Origin of the sequence: Microbacterium nanhaiense (genome assembly GCF_014646015.1) — a bacterium.
Classification (GTDB): Bacteria; Actinomycetota; Actinomycetes; order Actinomycetales; family Microbacteriaceae; genus Microbacterium; species Microbacterium nanhaiense.
Genome location: NZ_BMMQ01000001.1, coordinates 325,264 through 343,007 on the forward strand (window position 1 = coordinate 325,264; position 17,744 = coordinate 343,007).

The 17,744-nt window shown below is 67.8% G+C and carries 19 protein-coding genes; 13 read left to right on the forward strand and 6 right to left on the reverse strand.

Going from position 1 to position 17,744, the window contains the following annotated elements:
• Positions 1-171 precede the first annotated feature (171 nt).
• The 7 genes from rpsP to IEX05_RS01715 are packed head-to-tail and all read left to right on the forward strand — an operon-like array spanning position 172 to position 7,481.
• A complete protein-coding gene (gene rpsP, locus IEX05_RS01685; protein ID WP_188699661.1) occupies positions 172-588 on the forward strand; it encodes a 30S ribosomal protein S16 in 417 nt (138 codons plus the stop codon).
• 7 nt (positions 589-595) lie between these two features.
• Positions 596-826 carry an RNA-binding protein gene (locus IEX05_RS01690; RefSeq protein WP_188699662.1) on the forward strand — a complete coding sequence of 77 codons (231 nt, stop codon included), beginning with the start codon at positions 596-598 and terminating at the stop codon, positions 824-826.
• On the forward strand, positions 826-1,380 hold the full coding sequence (rimM, locus tag IEX05_RS01695) for a ribosome maturation factor RimM (protein WP_188699663.1): 555 nt from the start codon (positions 826-828) through the stop codon (positions 1,378-1,380). The genes IEX05_RS01690 and rimM overlap by 1 nt, the downstream gene beginning before the upstream one ends.
• Positions 1,381-1,389: 9 nt before the next feature.
• Entirely contained in the window at positions 1,390-2,952 is a 1,563-nt protein-coding gene (lnt, locus tag IEX05_RS01700; RefSeq protein WP_229661062.1) for an apolipoprotein N-acyltransferase, read from the forward strand.
• Positions 2,949-3,134, forward strand: coding sequence for an SPOR domain-containing protein (locus IEX05_RS01705; protein ID WP_188699664.1), 186 nt, complete (start codon positions 2,949-2,951; stop codon positions 3,132-3,134). The genes lnt and IEX05_RS01705 overlap by 4 nt, the downstream gene beginning before the upstream one ends.
• A 17-nt stretch (positions 3,135-3,151) precedes the next feature.
• On the forward strand, positions 3,152-4,486 hold the full coding sequence (locus tag IEX05_RS01710) for a glutamine synthetase family protein (RefSeq protein ID WP_188699665.1): 1,335 nt from the start codon (positions 3,152-3,154) through the stop codon (positions 4,484-4,486).
• A gap of 7 nt (positions 4,487-4,493) precedes the next feature.
• Complete coding sequence (locus IEX05_RS01715; RefSeq protein WP_188699666.1) at positions 4,494-7,481, forward strand: bifunctional [glutamine synthetase] adenylyltransferase/[glutamine synthetase]-adenylyl-L-tyrosine phosphorylase; 2,988 nt, start codon at positions 4,494-4,496, stop codon at positions 7,479-7,481.
• Positions 7,482-7,498: 17 nt separating this feature from the next.
• Here the strand turns inward: IEX05_RS01715 and IEX05_RS01720 are convergent, their stop codons facing one another.
• Together IEX05_RS01720 and IEX05_RS01725 are read right to left on the reverse strand one after the other, a co-directional pair.
• Positions 7,499-8,266 carry an ABC transporter permease gene (locus tag IEX05_RS01720; RefSeq protein WP_188699667.1) on the reverse strand — a complete coding sequence of 256 codons (768 nt, stop codon included), beginning with the start codon at positions 8,264-8,266 and terminating at the stop codon, positions 7,499-7,501.
• Positions 8,263-9,000: an ABC transporter ATP-binding protein gene (locus IEX05_RS01725; protein WP_188699668.1), complete on the reverse strand. Its 738-nt coding sequence runs from the start codon at positions 8,998-9,000 to the stop codon at positions 8,263-8,265. Before IEX05_RS01725 ends, IEX05_RS01720 begins: the two co-directional genes overlap by 4 nt.
• Positions 9,001-9,112: 112 nt before the next feature.
• On the opposite strand from IEX05_RS01725, the gene IEX05_RS01730 reads away from it, so the two are divergent.
• The 6 genes from IEX05_RS01730 (at position 9,113) to IEX05_RS01755 (ending at position 14,331) form a co-directional block, all read left to right on the forward strand.
• Positions 9,113-10,210 (forward strand): histidine kinase, encoded by a 1,098-nt coding sequence (locus IEX05_RS01730; RefSeq protein WP_229661063.1) that lies wholly within the window; start codon positions 9,113-9,115, stop codon positions 10,208-10,210.
• Positions 10,207-10,854, forward strand: coding sequence for a response regulator (locus IEX05_RS01735; RefSeq protein ID WP_188699669.1), 648 nt, complete (start codon positions 10,207-10,209; stop codon positions 10,852-10,854). The genes IEX05_RS01730 and IEX05_RS01735 overlap by 4 nt, the downstream gene beginning before the upstream one ends.
• 103 nt (positions 10,855-10,957) lie before the next feature.
• Complete coding sequence (locus IEX05_RS01740) at positions 10,958-11,521, forward strand: dihydrofolate reductase family protein (protein ID WP_229661064.1); 564 nt, start codon at positions 10,958-10,960, stop codon at positions 11,519-11,521.
• A complete protein-coding gene (locus IEX05_RS15170) occupies positions 11,518-12,372 on the forward strand; it encodes a DUF4440 domain-containing protein (protein ID WP_229661065.1) in 855 nt (284 codons plus the stop codon). Before IEX05_RS01740 ends, IEX05_RS15170 begins: the two co-directional genes overlap by 4 nt.
• A 412-nt stretch (positions 12,373-12,784) precedes the next feature.
• Complete coding sequence (locus tag IEX05_RS01750; RefSeq protein ID WP_188699671.1) at positions 12,785-13,009, forward strand: helix-turn-helix transcriptional regulator; 225 nt, start codon at positions 12,785-12,787, stop codon at positions 13,007-13,009.
• A 278-nt stretch (positions 13,010-13,287) separates the two neighbouring features.
• Complete coding sequence (locus tag IEX05_RS01755; protein WP_188699672.1) at positions 13,288-14,331, forward strand: tyrosine-type recombinase/integrase; 1,044 nt, start codon at positions 13,288-13,290, stop codon at positions 14,329-14,331.
• Between the two features lie 52 nt (positions 14,332-14,383).
• On the opposite strand, the gene IEX05_RS01760 is transcribed toward IEX05_RS01755, so the two are convergent.
• The 4 genes from IEX05_RS01760 to IEX05_RS01775 all read right to left on the reverse strand — a co-directional run bounded on the left by IEX05_RS01760 (position 14,384) and on the right by IEX05_RS01775 (position 17,728).
• Complete coding sequence (locus IEX05_RS01760; protein ID WP_188699673.1) at positions 14,384-14,932, reverse strand: hypothetical protein; 549 nt, start codon at positions 14,930-14,932, stop codon at positions 14,384-14,386.
• Between the two features lie 13 nt (positions 14,933-14,945).
• Positions 14,946-15,377 (reverse strand): single-stranded DNA-binding protein, encoded by a 432-nt coding sequence (locus tag IEX05_RS01765; protein WP_188699674.1) that lies wholly within the window; start codon positions 15,375-15,377, stop codon positions 14,946-14,948.
• A 66-nt stretch (positions 15,378-15,443) separates the two neighbouring features.
• Positions 15,444-17,222 (reverse strand): type IV secretory system conjugative DNA transfer family protein, encoded by a 1,779-nt coding sequence (locus IEX05_RS01770; RefSeq protein WP_188699675.1) that lies wholly within the window; start codon positions 17,220-17,222, stop codon positions 15,444-15,446.
• Positions 17,219-17,728, reverse strand: coding sequence for a hypothetical protein (locus IEX05_RS01775; protein ID WP_188699676.1), 510 nt, complete (start codon positions 17,726-17,728; stop codon positions 17,219-17,221). Before IEX05_RS01775 ends, IEX05_RS01770 begins: the two co-directional genes overlap by 4 nt.
• Between the last annotated feature and the right edge of the window lie 16 nt (positions 17,729-17,744).

Genomic DNA, 17,744 nt, shown 5'->3' on the forward strand with positions numbered 1-17,744 from the left:
TGTTCACGTTCGCCTTCCAGGTGGGAATCTGGCAGAATAGACAGCTGGAACGCGTGCTCGACCCTCTATCCAGCACGTCGATCCGACTTCATATAGAGCTTCCGCCTGCGTGCATGACCCCACGCGCCGCGCGAACAGGTTCATTCACTTTCGTCATCCACTAGGAGAATCGTGGCTGTCAAGATCCGTCTGAAGCGCCTGGGTAAGATCCGCGCGCCCTACTACCGCATCGTCGTTGCCGACTCGCGCACCAAGCGCGACGGTCGTGTCATCGAAGAGATCGGCAAGTACCACCCCACCGAGGAGCCCTCGTTCATCGAGGTCGACTCCGAGCGTGCCCAGTACTGGCTCTCCGTCGGCGCCCAGCCGACCGAGCAGGTCACCGCGATCCTCAAGATCACGGGCGACTGGGGCAAGTTCAAGGGCGACAAGGACGCCAAGAGCACCCTTAAGGTCGCCGAGGAGAAGTCCTCGTACGTCGCCGACGCCTCGAAGAAGTCGGTCGTGAAGCCGGCCGCTCCGAAGAAGGCCGAGGAGCCTGCGGAGGCTCCCGCCGAGGACGCTGCGGCTGACGCCGCCGCGGAGTAAGCGCATCGTGCTCGCCGCCGCGCTCGAACACCTCGTCAAGGGCATCGTCGATCATCCCGACGACGTCCGTATCGACGAAACCGCCTCGTCACGAGGAGACGTGCTGGAAGTGCACGTCGCCTCGGATGACCGTGGTCGTGTGATCGGGCGCGGTGGCCGCACCGCGAAGTCGCTGCGCACCGTCGTCAAGGCTCTTGCCGCCGACCGACGCGTTCGCGTCGACGTGGCCGACGACTGATGGCCGCGCAGAGCCCCAAGAACCAGCTCCGCGTCGGACGTGTGCTCAAGGCGCACGGCCTCAAGGGCGCGTTGAAGCTCGAGCTGTACACCGACGACCCGGGTGGGCGTTTCGTCCCGGGTGCGTCGTTCACGCTGCAGGTGCCGGAGCACTCGCGCTGGCACCGCAAGACCGTCACGGTGCGTGAGTTCCGCTGGATGAACGCCAGCCCCGTTATTTTCTTCGAGGGCGTCGACGACCGCAATGAGGCGGAGACACTCGTCAAGGCGATCCTCTGGGTGGATCAGGACGATTCCTCGCCGGACGAGCCGGACGCCTGGTACGACCACCAGCTGATCGGCCTCGACGCCGTGCGCGGCGACGAAGTGCTTGGCCGCATCGCGCGCGTCGATCACCTTCCCTCGCAGGACCTCCTGATCGTCGCGGTCGGCGACAACGAGGTCATGGTGCCGTTCGTGTCGGCGATCGTTCCCGAGGTCGATCTCGAGGGCGGCCGCGTCGTCATGACGCCTCCGCCCGGGCTCTTCGAGGAGCTTCCGGGCGACGCCGAGTAGGCTCGCCGGGTGACGCGACCTCTCCGTCCCCGCATCGCTCTGCCGCTCTGGCTCGCGACCCTGGCATCCATCGCCGGGGGACTCGCCTTCATGGCGTCCTTTCCCGCGCCGGGCATCTGGCCGCTCGCCTTCGTCGCGATCGCGCTCTCGCTGGTGTCGCTGATCGGGCGCCGGCCCGGCGGCGCGCTGCTGGTCGGGTCCGCGTTCGGCGCGGCCTTCTATTTCCCGCACATCAGCTGGACGGCCGGCTTCCTCGGCGACAACGAACTCGCCTGGGTGCCCTGGGCGGCACTTGCGAGCTTCGAGACGCTGCTGATGGGCCTCGGGGCGATCCTCATCTCCCTCGCGTACCGCTGGATAGGGCGGATCGTGAGATCGCCGCTGTGGCGGATGGCGGCGACCTCGGTGGCCGTCGCGGGCCTCTGGACAAGCCGCGAGATCGTCCTCGGATCCTGGCCCTTCGGCGGGTTTCCCTGGGGACGCGTGGGCATGGGGCAGGTGGGGAGCCCTCTCGGACAGTTCGCGTCGTGGGTCGGTGTCGACGGTCTGACCTTCGCGATCGTCCTCGCGGTCGCGCTGGCCGTCGAGGCGACTCGCCTCATCGTCGGTCGACGGAGGATCCGTCGCTGGTGGACTCTTGCGGCACCCGCGTTCGTGCTCGCCGTCGTCATCCTCGTTCCGCAGTTCCCGACGCACGCCGTGGGCACGCTCCGTGTCGCCGCCGTGCAAGGCAACGGCCCCACGGCCTACCTCGACGAACGCGCCCGATACGACGTGCTCGACGCCCAGCTGCAGGCGACCGATGTCGCGCTCGATGCCGGCGCCGACCTGATCGCCTGGCCCGAGGGGAGCGTCGGTCTCGACCCGCGCCGCGACGACAAGGCCGCGGGCGTCCTCACCGCCGTCGCGCAGGTCACGGGGGCGCCGATCCTTCTCAACGCCGCGGCGGACGTGGGCGATGACACCTACAACATGTCGATGCTCTGGACGGAGAACGGCGTCGAGCAGACGCATTCCAAGCGCAACCCGGTGCCGTTCGGCGAGTACGTGCCCGTTCGTCACGTGTTCGAGAAGATCGTGCCCTCGCTGATCGGCATGATCGGCCGCGAGTACACGCCGGGAACGGATGCGCCGACGATGGAGGTCGGCGGCACCACGATCGGTCTCGCGATCTGTTTCGACGTGCTCTACGACTCGCTCGTCCACGAGAGCATCGAGGAGGGCGCCGAGGTCCTCGTGTTCCAGACAAACAACGCCGACTTCCGCGGATCCGATGAGAACCTGCAGCAGCTCGAGTTCGCGCGGATGCGCGCGATCGAGACCGGCCGAACGGTGGTCAACGTGTCGACGGTGGGGACGAGCGAGGTGATCGCCCCCGACGGCTCGACGCTCGAGCAGGTCGGCGTCGACACCGCAGGCGCGATCGTGCGCGACGTCGAGCTGCGGGAGGGAACGACCCCTGCCGTGTGGGCCGCGCCGTGGATCCGGGGGATCCTGCTGGGCGGGCCGCCCGCTGCGCTTGCAATCTTCGGGGTGCTCGCGGTGCGTTTCCGGCGTAGCCTCGAAGCATGACCGACAGCTACTGGTACAACCTCCGCACGGGACAGGTCGAGCACGGCACGCAGTCGTCGGTGCTCGATCTGGCCGGTCCCTTCGAAACGGCCGAGGAGGCCGCACGTGCTCCCGAGATCCTGAAAAAACGTGCCGACGCATGGGAAGAGGACGAGCGCCGCGACGCGGAATGGAAGGACTGACCCCTTAGGCTGAGAGCATGGACAAGCAGCAGGATTTCGTGCTCCGCACGATCGAAGAACGTGGCGTCAAGTTCGTGCGCCTCTGGTTCACCGACGTCATCGGCACTCTGAAATCCGTCGCGATCGCCCCGGCCGAGGTCGAGGGCGCCTTCCGCGAGGGCATCGGCTTCGACGGCTCCGCTATCGAAGGGCTCACCCGCGTCCAGGAGAGCGACCTGCTGGCCCATCCCGACCCGTCGACGTTCCAGATCCTGCCGTGGCGCGGCGAGGTCGACCCGACGGCGCGGATGTTCTGCGATCTGACGACTCCGGACGGGCAGCCGGCCGTCGCGGATCCGCGCAACGTGCTCAAGCGCACCCTCTCGCGCGCCGCCGAGGCCGGGTTCACGTTCTACACGCACCCGGAGATCGAGTTCTACCTCTTCAAGCACGGCGCGGGAAGCGGCCGGCCGGAGCCGGTCGACCACGCCGGCTACTTCGACAACGTGCCCGGCGGCACCGCGCATGACTTCCGCCGTCGCGCGGTGCGGATGTTGGAGGAACTCGGCATCTCGGTCGAGTACAGCCACCACGAGGGCGGGCCGGGACAGAACGAGATCGACCTGCGGTATGCGGACGCGCTGACGATGGCGGACAACCTGATGACCTTCCGCACGGTCGTCAAGGAAGTTGCGATCGAGCAGGGCGTGCACGCGACCTTCATGCCGAAGCCGCTCGCGGATCAGCCGGGAAGCGGCATGCACACGCACATGTCGCTCTTCGAGGGCGACGCGAACGCGTTCTACGACGCCTCGGCCCCTCACCAGTTGTCGGTGACCGGCCGGCGCTTCATCGCGGGCCTGCTGCGTCACTCGAGCGAGATCTCGCTCGTGCTGAACCAGTTCGTGAACTCGTACAAGCGGCTGTGGGGTGGCGACGAGGCGCCCAGCTACATCACGTGGGGCCACAGCAACCGCTCCGCGCTCGTGCGGGTGCCGATGTACAAGCCGGGCAAGAGCCAGTCGGCGCGCATCGAGCACCGCGGGATCGACTCGGCCGCGAACCCCTACCTCGCCTACGCGCTGATGCTCTCGGCGGGCCTGAAGGGCATCGAGGAGGAGTACGAGCTGCCCGAGGCCGCCGAGGAGAACGTCTGGGCGCTCAGCGCGAGCGAGCGGCGCGCGCTCGGCTACCGCGCATTGCCGTCGAGCCTCGAGGAGGCCATCGAGCTCATGGAGTCGAGCGACCTGGTGGCGGACACGCTGGGGGAGCAGGTCTTCCGCTACGTGCTCGCGAACAAGCGCCGCGAGTTTGAGCAGTACCGCTCGCAGGTGACCGACCTCGAGCTCAAGACGACCTTCGACGTCGTCTGATCCGCCGATGCAGGCCGGCGGTAGGATCACACCCCGATCGAGGCTGGCGCGTGCGGGCTTCGTCGACCTGGACGAAGCGACCGAGGCGCTCGACGAACTGACCGAGCTGACGGGCGCGTCGCGCGACGAACTCGTCGCGGGCGCGGCCCGCAGCGCGGATCCGGATGAGGCCGTGAAGTGCCTCGTGCAGGTGGCGCGACGCCAGCCGGATCACGTCCGCGCCGTGCTCGCCGACGAGGCCGCGCCGCGCGTTCTCTGGCGGCTCTTCGGAGCCTCGCAGGGGATTGCCGCCTTCTATCTGCGGCACCCGGAACACCTGCGCGACCTCATCGGCATGGAGCCCTCCTTACCGAGTGCCGAGGAGATGACCGAGCGGATCGTCGCGGCGACGAGCCACGGGCGCGGCGCTGACCTGTGGGTTGCCCTGCGCGTGGCGTACCGGCGCGAACTCGTGCGCATCGCCGCCTTTGATCTGTCCGTTCCCGACCCCGTCGAGGTCGTCCGGGTCGTCACGGCGGCGCTGTCGGACGCCGCCTCCGCGGCGCTCGAAGCATCGCTCGGCGTTGCGCGCCGCATGGCCGAGGGGCAGTTCTCCGCGCAGGAAGTCTCGAACACTCGCCTCGCCGTGATCGGCATGGGCAAGGCCGGCGCGCGCGAGTTGAACTATGTCTCGGATGTGGACGTCGTGTTTGTCGCCGAGGGCGTCGACGGATCCGGCATCTCGGATCCGCGCATGCTCGAGGTCGCGACGCGGCTCGCGATGCTCACGATGCGCGGGATCGACGAATTCGAGGCGGAGCCGCCGCTGTGGGAGGTCGATGCCAATCTGCGTCCCGAGGGGAAGAAGGGCGCGCTCGTGCGCACCCTCGCCTCGCACCTCGCCTACTACGACCGGTGGGCGCAATCGTGGGAGTTCCAGGCCCTGCTGAAGGCGCGCCCGCTGGCCGGCGATGCCGAACTCGGCGCTGCCTACATGGCGGCGACGAGGCCGCTCGTCTGGGCGAGTTCCGAACGCGATGGCTTCGTCACGAGCGTGCAGGAGATGCGAGGCCGCGTCACGGCGAACATCCCGGCCGATGAGCTCTCGCGTCAGCTGAAGCTCGGCCCCGGAGGGCTGCGCGACGTCGAATTCACGGTCCAGTTGCTGCAGCTCGTGCACGGGTGGAGCGACGAGGCGGTGCGCGTGCAGAGCACCCTCGAGGCGATCGACGCCCTCGTGGAGCAGGGCTACATCGGCCGCGCCGACGCCGCGAACTTCGCGACCGATTACCGGATCCTGCGGCTGCTCGAACACCGGATGCAGCTGCAGCAGCTGCGTCGCACCCACCTCATGCCGGAGTCGGATGAGGAGCGCCGCGTCCTCGCCCGATCCACGGGCCTCTTCGACCAGGCGCCGGGCATCGCGGGCGGAACCGGCGCCGACGTGACCTCCATGTGGGAGCGCGTGCGCCACGAGGTGCGCGACATCCACGTGCGGCTGTTCTACCGGCCGCTGCTCTCGGCCGTCGCGGAGACGGAGTACGACGCACGTGCGCTCACGGGCTCGGAGGCGGTGGGCCGTCTGACGGCCATCGGATTCACCGACGCGCGCGGCGCGCTCTCGCATATCGCCGCGCTCACGAAGGGCGTCAGCCGCAAGGCGACGGTGCAACGCACGCTCATGCCCGTCATGCTGCGCTGGTTCGCCGAGGGCGTCGACCCCGACTACGGCCTCATCGCGTATCGTCGCATCAGCGAGCGCCTCGGCGACAGCCCCTGGTTCCTGCGCATGCTGCGCGACTCGGCCGGCGCCGCGGAGTCGCTCACGAAGATCCTCAGCGGCTCGCGCTACATCGGCGAGCTGATGGAGTGGATCCCCGAGTCGGCGTCGTGGCTCGACTCGGACGAACAGCTGCGCCCCCGCACGCACGAGGTCCTCGCGCATGAGGCCCGCGCGATCATGGCGAGACGGGCGTCGCTCAAGGAATCGGCGAAGCGGATCCGCGCCCTGCGCCGTCGCGAACTGCTGCGCACCGCGGTCGGTTCGCTCACCGGTGCGCTGCGCATCAAGGATGTGACGACCGCGCTCACGACCATCACCGACGTCACGATCGAGGCCCTGCTCGCGGCCGTGCGGCGCGACCTCGTCGCCGAGGATCACGTCGGTTTCGAGTTCGCGATCATCGGCATGGGCCGGTACGGTGGTGCCGAGATCGGCTTCGGCTCGGACGCGGACGTGCTCTTCGTGTACCGGCCGGGATCCGTGGATCCGACGGTCGCGGATCAGCTCGCGAAGAAGATCGTGGCGGCGCTGCGGGAGGTCGCGGAGGACGGGCTCGTGCCGCTCGAGCTCGACGCGGAGCTTCGCCCCGAGGGGCGGAAGGGGCCGATCGCGCGCACCCTCGATGCGTATCGCGCCTACTACGCCAAGTGGTCGGTCTCGTGGGAGGCGCAGGCCCTGCTCCGGGCACGCGCCGTCGCGGGCGACGCCGAGCTTCTGGACGACTTCATGACGATGGTCGACCCGATCCGGTACCCGGAGCTCGTCGCGCCCGCCGACGTCCGCGAGATCAAGCGCATCAAGGCCCGCGTCGAGACCGAGCGCATGCCGAAGGGGGCGGACCCGACGCGGCACCTGAAGCTCGGTCCCGGCGGCCTGAGCGATGTCGAATGGCTCGTGCAGCTGATCCAGATGAAGCACGCACACGCCGTTCCCGGCCTGCGTACCCCGCGCACTCTCCATGCCTTGGCCGCCGCGTTCGAGGCGGGGCTACTGGGGGAGGACGACGCGCGCCTCCTGGGGGCCGCGTGGCGGCTGGCGACGCGGGTGCGGTCGGCGAACACGCTGCTCACCGGCGCAACCAGCGACCTGCTTCCGACGGGGTACCGCGCCCTCGACGGCATCGGCCGGATCCTCGAACTGCCGGCGGGCAGCGGCTGGCACGTCGAGGAACAGTGGCTCGGCGCGTCCCGCCGCGCGCGCCGCGTGTTTGATGCGGTGTTCTACGACCTCTGAGCTCGAGGTGCACTCCGTCATTCCCAGCGGAACAGGAGCGCGGCGGTGACCGTGCCGACAACGACCGTGCCGCCGAGGCAGAGCAACTGTTCGACGGGAACGGGCGCGCCCGCCCAGGCCGCCGTGAGCGCGTCGACCGCGGCCCCGAACGGTAGCCAGCCACCGAGTTCGGCCAGGGGCGCGGGGAGCGCTTCTCGGCCGCCGAACATGCCGCCGAGCGCGCCGAGGGCGAAGAATGCGATGAGTCCGAGGGCGACGGACGAGTTTGGCGTCGGAGCGACCGCGGCGACGATCAGACCCACGCTGTAGAGCGCCGCGATTGCGAGAACCACGACGCCGATCGCGGCGGCGATATTGGCCGGCGGGTTCGCCCCGAAGGTGAGTGCGGCCACGGCGAAGGCGGCGATGATGCCGACGATGATCTGGATCGCGCTCACGACCGCCTGCGCGGCCAGCACCATGAACGGCGAGGCCGGCGTGACGGCGAGCCGGCGGAGGATCCCCGTACGCCGGTAGTAGGCGAGGAAGCTCGGCATGTTGATCACGCCGATCGTCGCGATCATGATGACGAGCACGAGCGGAAGGACGAACAGGTCTAGTGCCGTCATCCCGTTCTCGATGACCTGGTCCGCGGCGGAACCCGCGCTGGTGAGGAGAACGAGCAGCGGCAGGCCGAGCGGGACGATGAGGCCCGCCGTGTCGCGAACGACCATCTTCCCCTCGGAGACGATGAGGAGCAGCATCGAGCGGATGCCGGGCCGTCGCGCGCGGATCACGGTCGTCATTCGGGTGCCTCCAATTCGGTACCGGTGAGTGCGACGAAGGCGTCGTCGAGCGAGTCGGCGCCGACGCGCTCGACTAGGCCGGATGGTGTGCCCGTTGCGATGATCCGTCCCGCGTCGAGCACGGCGACACGGTCGCAGAGCCTCTCCACCTCTTCCATGGTGTGGCTCACGAGCAGGACGGTGACGCCCTCATCGCGCAGTTGTTCGATGGTCTCCCACATGCGGCGCCGCGCCCGCGGGTCCAGGCCTGTTGTCAGCTCGTCGAGGATCACCGCGCGGGGACGGCCGGCGAGCGCGAGGGCGATCGAGACGCGCTGCTGCTGGCCGCCGGAGAGCTTCTCGAAACGGATCCGCCGTTGGTCCGCAAGGCCCACGAGCTCGAGGAGTTCTGCCGAGCCACGCGGATCGGGGTAGAAGCTGCGGTAGAGATCGATGAGTTCGCCCACCGTGAGCGCCCCGTGGAGATAGGCATGCTGTAGCTGTACCCCGAGGATCTGCCGGACCTGCGCGCGATCGCGACGAGGATCCAGCCCGAAAACCTCGGCCCTCCCGTGATCCGGGGCGCGAAGACCCGCGATCATCTCGACGGCGGTCGTCTTGCCGGCTCCGTTGGCGCCGAGCAGCCCGAGCGTCTCGCCGACGCCGACGCGCAGGTTCAGCTCGACGATGGCGGGGGTGCCGCGATAGCTCTTCGTCAGGCCCTCTGCGAGCAGGGCCGTATCGGTCGTCGTCATGCTCCTCACGCTAGGTGCGCCGCGTCGCCGCCCGCGCGTGCGGGAAGTCACGAGCTCCGACCATGACTTTCCGCACGGGCGGCCGACGACGTTCTGCGCCTAACGTGGAGTCATGGGCAGAATCGGAACGGAGGTGTGGGCGGGCCTGGCGATGCTCGTCGTCGCCGTCGGCGTTGCCGCGCCCACGCTCTTCGGGCTGAACAACGCGACGGTATCCGGATTCTGGTGGGCGGCGATCTTCGTCGCGTTCCTGGCAGGCCTGGTCCTCGCGACGAGCGCCCGGCGGCGATCTGTGAGGTACGCCGCACTCCTTTCGGCCGTGCTCGCCTCCTGGGCACTCGTTCTCACGGCGCAGAGCACGGGGATCCTGCTGATCCTGCTCGTCGTCGCTGCGGCGACCAGCGTCTACGTCGTGCCGCTCTGGGCCACGCTCGTTCTCGTCGGTCTCAACACCTCGGTGATCGCGAGCGTTGCCCTGATACATACTCACGACCTCGTCGAGGGTGGCATTCTCACGGGCTTCTATCTGTTGATCCAGCTCGCGACGGCGCTCAGCACGACGGCCTTCGTCCGCGAGCAGTGCGCCCGGGAGCAGCTAGCGCGGGCGAACGTCGATCTGAAGGCGGCCAACGTGCTCCTGTCCGAATCCGCGAGGACGGCCGAACGCCTAAGGATCTCTCGCGAGTTGCACGATCTGATCGGCCATCAGCTAACCGTGCTGACCCTGGAGCTGGAAACGGCGCGGCACGTCGACGGTGCGCGGGCACGGGTGCACGCGGAGCGCGCGAACGAGGTGGCGCGCGCTCTGCTGCGCGACGTGCGGGCCACGGTCGGACGGCTGCGAAACGAGGCGCCGGACCTCGAGCACGCGCTCCGCGATATGACCGATGCGCTTCCGGGACTCGACGTCACCGTGGAAGTCTCGCCGACCGTGCGCGTGGGGGAGCGGGAGACGACGGCGCTCATCCGCGCCGCGCAGGAGATCGTGACCAATACGCTCCGGCACGCAGACGCGCGCGAACTCTGGATCGACGTGGTGGGCGACGGCGAGACCGTGACCCTGAGGGCCCGAGACGATGGCCGCGGTGCGGAGCAGCTACGGCTCGGTAACGGACTGCGCGGTCTCCGTGAGCGCTTCGAAGAGCTCGGGGGCGGCGTGTGGATCGACGCGAGCTCGGGCTTCCAGGTCACCGTGAGGGCGCCGGTATGATCCGGGTGGTCATCGTCGACGATCAGGCGCTCGTGCGACAGGGCTTTGCGGGCCTCCTCGCCGTGGCCGGCATGGACGTCGTCGGCGAGGCCGCCGACGGGAAGGAAGCGGTCGAGGTGATCGCCCGCACGCGACCCGATGTCGTGCTGCTCGACATGCGGATGCCCGGCTTCGACGGCATCTGGGCGCTTCGACGGCTGCGCGACGACGGCATCGACATCCCCGCGCTGGTTCTGACGACGTTCGATGAGGACGGCCTCGTGCTCGAGGCACTCCGAGCAGGCGCACGCGGCTACCTCCTGAAGGACATCACCCTCGAGCAGCTCACGGAGGCCGTGGAGACCCTCGCGCGCGGTGGATCCGTCGTCGCCCCCGCGCTCACCGACCGGATGCTACGCGCCCTTCAGACCCGGCAGCCCCCGTCGAGCGATGTGCCCTCCGGAACCACGCGCGAGCTCACCGATCGGGAGCTCGACGTGCTTCGGCTGGTTGCGTCGGGGTACAGCAATCGCGAGATCGGGGACGCGCTCTTCCTCGCGGAGGGCACCGTCAAGAACCACATCTCGGCGGTCCTCGGGAAACTCGGGGCGCGAGATCGCACCAACGCCGTGCTGCGCGCCCTGCACGAGGGGCTGCTGCGATGATGGCCATACCCGGGATGCGGAGCGCTCCGGGAGAGCATCGCGGGGAGGTTCGAGAAGTACGAATAACGGAAGTGAGGACGGCATGGGGCGCTTGATCTATTCCATGATCGTGTCGCAGGACGGCTATGTCGCAGGCCCTGACGGCGACTTCAGCTGGGCGCGACCCGCTGAGGACGCTCTCGCGTCGGTGAACGAAGAGATGGCAGGCGTCGGAACCTACCTCTACGGGCGGCGCATGTACGACATGATGGCCGTGTGGGAGACGGATCCGGCGGTCGCGGCCCAATCGGCGGAGTCGGAGCGTTTCGCCGAGCTGTGGCGGCGGACGGACAAGATCGTCTACTCGACGACCCTGCAGGAGCCGAGAACGTCGCGCACTGAGCTGCGGCGCACATTCGATCCCGCCGAGGTCGCGCGCCTCAAGGAGGCGACGGCGCAGGACCTGACCGTCGACGGCCCGACCCTCGCGGCCGAGGCGATCGCGCACGGGCTCGTCGACCGGATCACCCTTCTGGTCTGCCCCCTCACCATCGGGGGAGGCCTCTCCTTCTGGCCGAAGACCCGGATGGATCTCGAGCTCCGCCGCCTCGACCGCTTCGAGGGTGGGGTCATCCACCTCGGCTACGAGGTGCGCGGCCTCCGCGGCGGGCGGGGCGTCCGACCGTGAGAATCGCATTCATCGCGGGCTTCGGGCCCGTAGGGGCGGATCCCGAAGCCACCCTCGGATTCTGGGCCGATGTCATCGGGATCGCGTTCGAAGAGATCGCGCCGGGCTACCATCACGCGCCGGGCATTGAGGGCGCGCGTGCATTTGCTCTGTGGCCGCTGAGCCAGGCGGCGCAGGCAACATTCGGCACCGTTCGATGGCCGGACGGCGTTCCAGTTCCGCAGGCGTGGATCGAGATCGAGGTCGACTCGCGACAGGCGGTCGCCGAGGCAACGGAGGAACTGCGCGATAAGGGGCAGGATATTCTCATCGGTGCGCATGAGGAGCCGTGGGGACAGACGACGGCACGCCTGCTCAGCCCCGAGGGACTTCTCGTGGGCATCTCGTACTTCGATTCGCTTCATGGCGCGCGAGGCGAGGATCCGTCGCCACAGGCCGACGGTCTTCCCGCCGCTGCCACGATTGGGGCGGGCGCGCCTCCCGCGCTCACAATGGACGGCCTACTCGACGTCGAGCGCCGCGGATGGGATGCCCTTTGCCGATCCGATGGCGGCTCGTTCTACGGCCGAATCATGACCTCGGACGCGGTCATGGTGCTCGTCAATGGGATGATCCTCGACGCGAAGGCGGTCGTTGAAACCCTCAACGCGTCGCCGCCGTGGGAGTCCTACTCGATCGACGACGTTCGTCTCGTGCCGACGGGTGAGGCGAGCGCGGCACTGGTCTATCGCGCCACCGCCGTTCGGGCGGCACAGGAGGAGCCGTTCGTCGCCCTGATGACCAGCCACTATCGACTCGTCGATGGCGCCCCGGCGCTGACGCTCTACCAGCAGACCGCGATCGCGCCCTGAGCCGAAGCTACGGTGCAAGCGTGTTGCGCTGACACGCCATGAGCAGGGTTCCGTCGGGGTCGCTGAACTGCACGAACGAGACGCTTCCGATATCGGCGCAACCGACGACGCGAGCGCGCTGGCGACATTCCCGACAAACGCCACGAGGGCCCGACCTCCCGCGTCATGCGGGGTCGGGCCCTCGTGCCGAGTCGTGCTGTTGTCAGACTCCGTAGTAGAGCTCGGCTTGCTGGTTGGTGAACCACAGTACGACCCGCAGCCTCGTTTCTCCTAGAAACGACAGGGGAGTCTCATGCTGAGCATGATGCGTCTCACTACTGCATCTGTCCGAAAACCCGTCCGTTTACTCGCGGGATGGCCCGCGTACGGATGTTCCTGGGGGTCCACGGACGGCGCTGCTCACCTTCCAGGTATGAACGATGATCGCCCTCGCCTCTGGACGCCGAGCGAACTCGCCGACTACACAGGCATCCCTATTAGGACGCTTGCCGACTGGCGCACCGAACGCGCGCGCAGCCGCGGTCTCGGTTTGCCGTTCGTCGTGCTGTCCTCGCACAACATTCGATACCGCGATGAGGACGTCGAGGCGTTCATCACGTCTCACCTCGTCGCGCCGACCGGCGGGAGCGCCGACTGATGGCGCGTCCGAAGCGGGCGGTCGGAGAACTCGGCAAGGTCACATACAGCGTCGAGCCGAACGGCCTCGTCGTTGCGCGCGCACGCGTCTTCGACGGGAGCGGCAAAGAACGTCGTCCGTACGGCAGCGGAGCGACGGAAGCCGAGGCGCTAGCGTCACTGCAGGAGGCTGCTGACGTCGTCGTCGGACGCGTGCTTGCCAGGCGAGTCGAGCTCACGACGATCGCCGAGCTCGCGGAGAAGTGGCTGAAGGTCGCCTACCACGACGACGATCCTCGAGTGCTGCGTCAGCGTCGCGAGCAGACGGTCGACGGTTACGCGTCGGTGATCCGGGCGCACATCCTGCCTCGTGCTGGCGCGATCCCGATCACCGATATGACCGCTGATCGCGCAGACGGGCTTCTCATGGACGTCGCGCGTGAGAAGACAGTGATGACGGCGAACAAGGTACGGAACGTGCTGTCGCTGATGTATGACTGGGCAATCCAGCAGGGGCTCTTCTCAGCGCCTGGATCGATCCAACAGACTCGACACGGTGCAGTCATCGTGGCGAATCCGATCCGTGCGACCCGGCGAGCGGATGAACCGTCTACGGTCTACTTCGAACTCGACGCAGTGCAGGTGAAGTACATCCTTCATCTGATCCGAGAAGTGTGGCCCGAGCGGCACCGTGCTCGGTTCCCCGTCGGCAGGCGGCCGAACTTCAAGCTGCTCGCCGACTACATCCTGATCACGCTCGGGACGTCCGAGCGGACTGCGGAACCGATCGCGATTCGCTTCCAGGACGTAAGGTTCGAGGCAGTCGAGCAGCCGGACGGGAGCTTGACGATGGAAGCGTTGGTCTGGGTCGGCGGCACGATGGTTCGCACGCGATCGCGAGGACTGTTCCGTCAGGACTCGCCGAAGGCAGAGCGGCAGAAGCGCTGGGTCCGGGCGCCGCAGTTCGCGGCGAAGGTCCTCAGCGAACTCGTTGCGAATCACGTGCCCAACCCTGAGCTGAATCCGGATGACGTGCTGTTCACCAGCGAGCGGGGTCGGCCGCGCGATCCGAGCGCGGTCAGCCAGCTGATGCGGATGTTCCGTCGCGAGTTCGAGCCGGAGCTGCTGGCGATCGGAGTCGATGCGGAACATCTCACCTTCCGCAGTCTGCGCAAGGCGGTTGCCGCGGCAGTATCGGGCACGGCTGGTGTTGAGGTCGCGCGAGACCTGCTGGGGCACAGCGACGAGTCGATTACCGAGGGTCACTACGCGAAGCGGCCGGAGCTGATCGTCGATGGCGCGGCGGACGCGCTCGACAAGGTGTTCGCAGGAATCGACGCGTAACCGGAGACGGCGCCCCGGCATCCGATCGAGGATGCCGGGGCGCCGTGGCGATTCAGGCCAGTTCACCCGTGCGGAGGTCGAGGCTCGCGTAGAAGGCTTCCTCGCGCTGCTGGCGTTCCGTGACGAGCGAGGACACGTAGGCGACGAAGTCTTTGGCGCGGTTGTCGAAGATCACGGGGATCTGGTTTGGAGGATCTTCTTCGCCGGGCCAGATGGCTTGGCGAGTGGGCCGGTCGCTGTCGCCGCGGGTACCGCAGGCGGCGACCTTGTCGCGGAGGCGACGGCACGAGTCTTCGAAGTCGCGCTCCCAGCCCATGGGGGCAGATCCGCTCTGCTCGCCGTCGTGGCAGACGAGGTAGTGGAGGTGCAGAGCGGAGAGCTCACGCACGAGTTCCCAGTGGCGGTGCCAGAAGGGCGGGATCACGCTGACGGGGAGGCCCCGCTCGTGCCGGAGCTCATCGACGAAGCGATTGAGTTCATAGAACTCGGTCTGCAGCTCCTCGGCGGTCAGCAGCCACCAATTGATCGGGTGGATCGGACCGGGAACATCGACGTCGGAGTCTTCGTCCCATTCCGGGATCGGGAAGTCATCGTCGTTCATCGACTGCTCCGCGTCAGAGCCCGACCGTGGCAGGCGCTGATCGGGCGGCGGGAGGTGCGAATGAGCTGGCGTTCACCGCGTCGCGTCGGGGCGAGCGGTCGACCTCGTACCGTGTGCGGGCTGCGTCATGTCCGATGCGGCTGGCGACGAACTCTTCGCTCTCGACCATGCCGCCTTCCTTCTCGTAGGTGCTCGTGCGGACGTAGCCGTCAGCGATGAAGTTGTCGCCCTTGGCGAAGCGCTCGGCCGCGTGCTCGGCGGACTTGCCAAACATGACGAGGTGGTGGAACGACGTCTCCAGCTTCGTGAACGACCCGTCCTCTTCCTTGCGGAAGTGCTCTTGGCCGAACCGGGCATAAAAGCGCGCCCGACCGGCCTCCGACGTTGTCAGCTGGGGATCGGTGGCGATGAACCCCGCGATCGCGTCCCTGGTCTGGATGGACATTTCTCTGCTCCTTCATCCTGTGGACGTCGCATCCGACGCCCGTGTTGTCAGTAGGTGCGCTTCCCGTCACTGTCCGCTCAGCTGGTGCTCGATCGCGTGACGATCTTGGGCGAGCTGTCGGCCATCGCGGCGACTGGGCCACGCTTTCAGATCGGTGACGATCGGAGGTGCGGACCGCAACAGGGTCACCGCTGTACCAAAGGGGAGAGTCCGGATGCGGTCCGGCGGGAACACCGGGAGGCGCCTCACTGATCGTTGGTTCGACCGGGTGCCGTGGTCGCCCAGGGTGATGCTGTCTGTGTATTCGTCGCGTTCCCCGATGAGCGTGGACAGATCTTGGAGATCTTTCGAGTTCGAGGCACCGCCGAGAACGATCTTCACGATTGAGGCGTCCCAGATCGCGCCGGCTTGATCGTCCGACCACTTGTCACGGGCTTGCGCGAGCGACTGGAGGACAGGCATCGTCGTGATTCCGGTGCCACCGCCTTCTGCCATCAGCGTCGGCAGCGATGGCAGCGGAGAAAGATTTCCGATCTCGTCCAGAGCCAGCAGCACCGGCGGGTCGAGGCGGGCGCCGGGGGAGCGCGCGGCCATCCTGCGGGCGACTTCGACGAGGTCTTCGACGAACGCGGCGACGAGCGACGCGGAAGCGCCGGCGCCGGCCCCGGTTGCGAGCAAGTAGAGCGTGCCTCGATCCCGGATGAATGACTCCGGATCGAAGGCTTCACCGGGTGCCGGTGAGACAGCGTCCAGAACGCGCGGATCAGCAAGGGAGCTGAGGGAGAGCGAGACGCCCTGCCAGATCGAGTCCCGGGTGCGTGGATCAGAATCGATCATCGACTGCAGAGAGTCGGCCCAGCCTGTCGCTGCTTGCGGATGGCTCTCCAAGATCGCCACAGCGTCCGCGGCGGCAGAGGGATCGAGCGTCCAACGGAACAACTCGACGGGCGGACGCTGATCCAGCGCGGCTGCGTGCAAGAGCGACTGAAGCGCGGTCCGAGTCTTCCCCTCCCAGAACCCACCGCCTTCGACTCCGCCTGCGGACAGACCGGTGGCGGCAGCGAGCCCGGTTGCACGGATCATCGCGGTCAACGGGTCCTCGCAGCCACGCACAGGCGACCAGCGCAGTCCTGCCGGAACGCCCTCCGCCAGATGCTGCGGATCGAACACCGCTACCGGGCCTGCTGAACGCTTCCTCTCGCGCAGGGTGGCCGTGAGATTGTCGGGACGCGTGCTGGTCGTGATGACGGCGCCAGGGGCATCAAGGATCGCCGGGATGACGACGTGCAGGCCCTTGCCGGAACGTGGCGGTCCGATCAGAAGGATCGAGTCCTCGACAGAGGCCCACACCTCGATCCCCTTCGAAGCACCGATGCGATAGCCGACATCGTTGGGCGCGGGACTGTCGAGTGAGGGGCGCAGGTTCCTGGCGCGCCTGAGCAGAGCTTTCGGCGACGCAGCGAGCGAAACTTCGTGGCGGGTGGCGATACCGGCGCTGTTGTGCGGGTCCATAGCTGCTCGGCGGCTATGGCGCCGGAGCAGTACCCAGCTCCAGACGCCGCCGACGATCACGACGATGAGGAGTAGTCCCGTGACGACCCAGTATGCGACCGTTGCCAGCGCTGGCGCGTCCAACGCAGCACCTGGGTCGCTTGCGTTCGTCAGGACACTGAGCCCCGCGAGAAGACCGCCGTCGGGCTGGGCCGTGCGCGTGAGCCATGCGGCGATACTTCCGCCCGCACGCAGTACGATCGCGAGCCCGAACAGGGCGACCAATCCGATCATGAGCGCGTTCGTCAGCTCATCACCGAAAGAGCCTGTCTGTCGTCCCGCTGGCGTGGTCATCGCAGATCCTGAACGACCGTGTGGCCGGACTCACGACCGCAAAGCAACGAGACGGCGGCGCCCGCGGGAAGATCCCGGCGGTCGACGATGGCTACGACGTGCCCTTCGTCGTTCTCCGCACGGACGCATACACCGACAGCGGCAAGCACCTCCTCTCCTGGCGAGAAACCGTCACCTGTGAGCTCGAGGTGCGATACGGCGCTCCCGTGAGGCGATCGCTTCCGTGCACGTCGCGGGGGCTCTGCCGCCAAGCGCTCGCCGCCTTGGACGATCTCGGTGAAAACCTGGCCGTCGATTTCATACAGCGTTACCCATACTGCGCGCGTGCCGTGCATCGTCATCGCATCCAGCAGTTCGTCGATTCGTGGACGGCTCCAGGGAGAGCCGGCATCCGGAGGCATCACGATCTCGCCATCGAGCATGGCGACGATCTCACCTCCCGGCTCGACTCTGATGATGCCGCGCGGCAAGGAGACAGGAAGTGATGGACGTGCTCGAAGCTTCATGCTGTCCAGGTGCGCA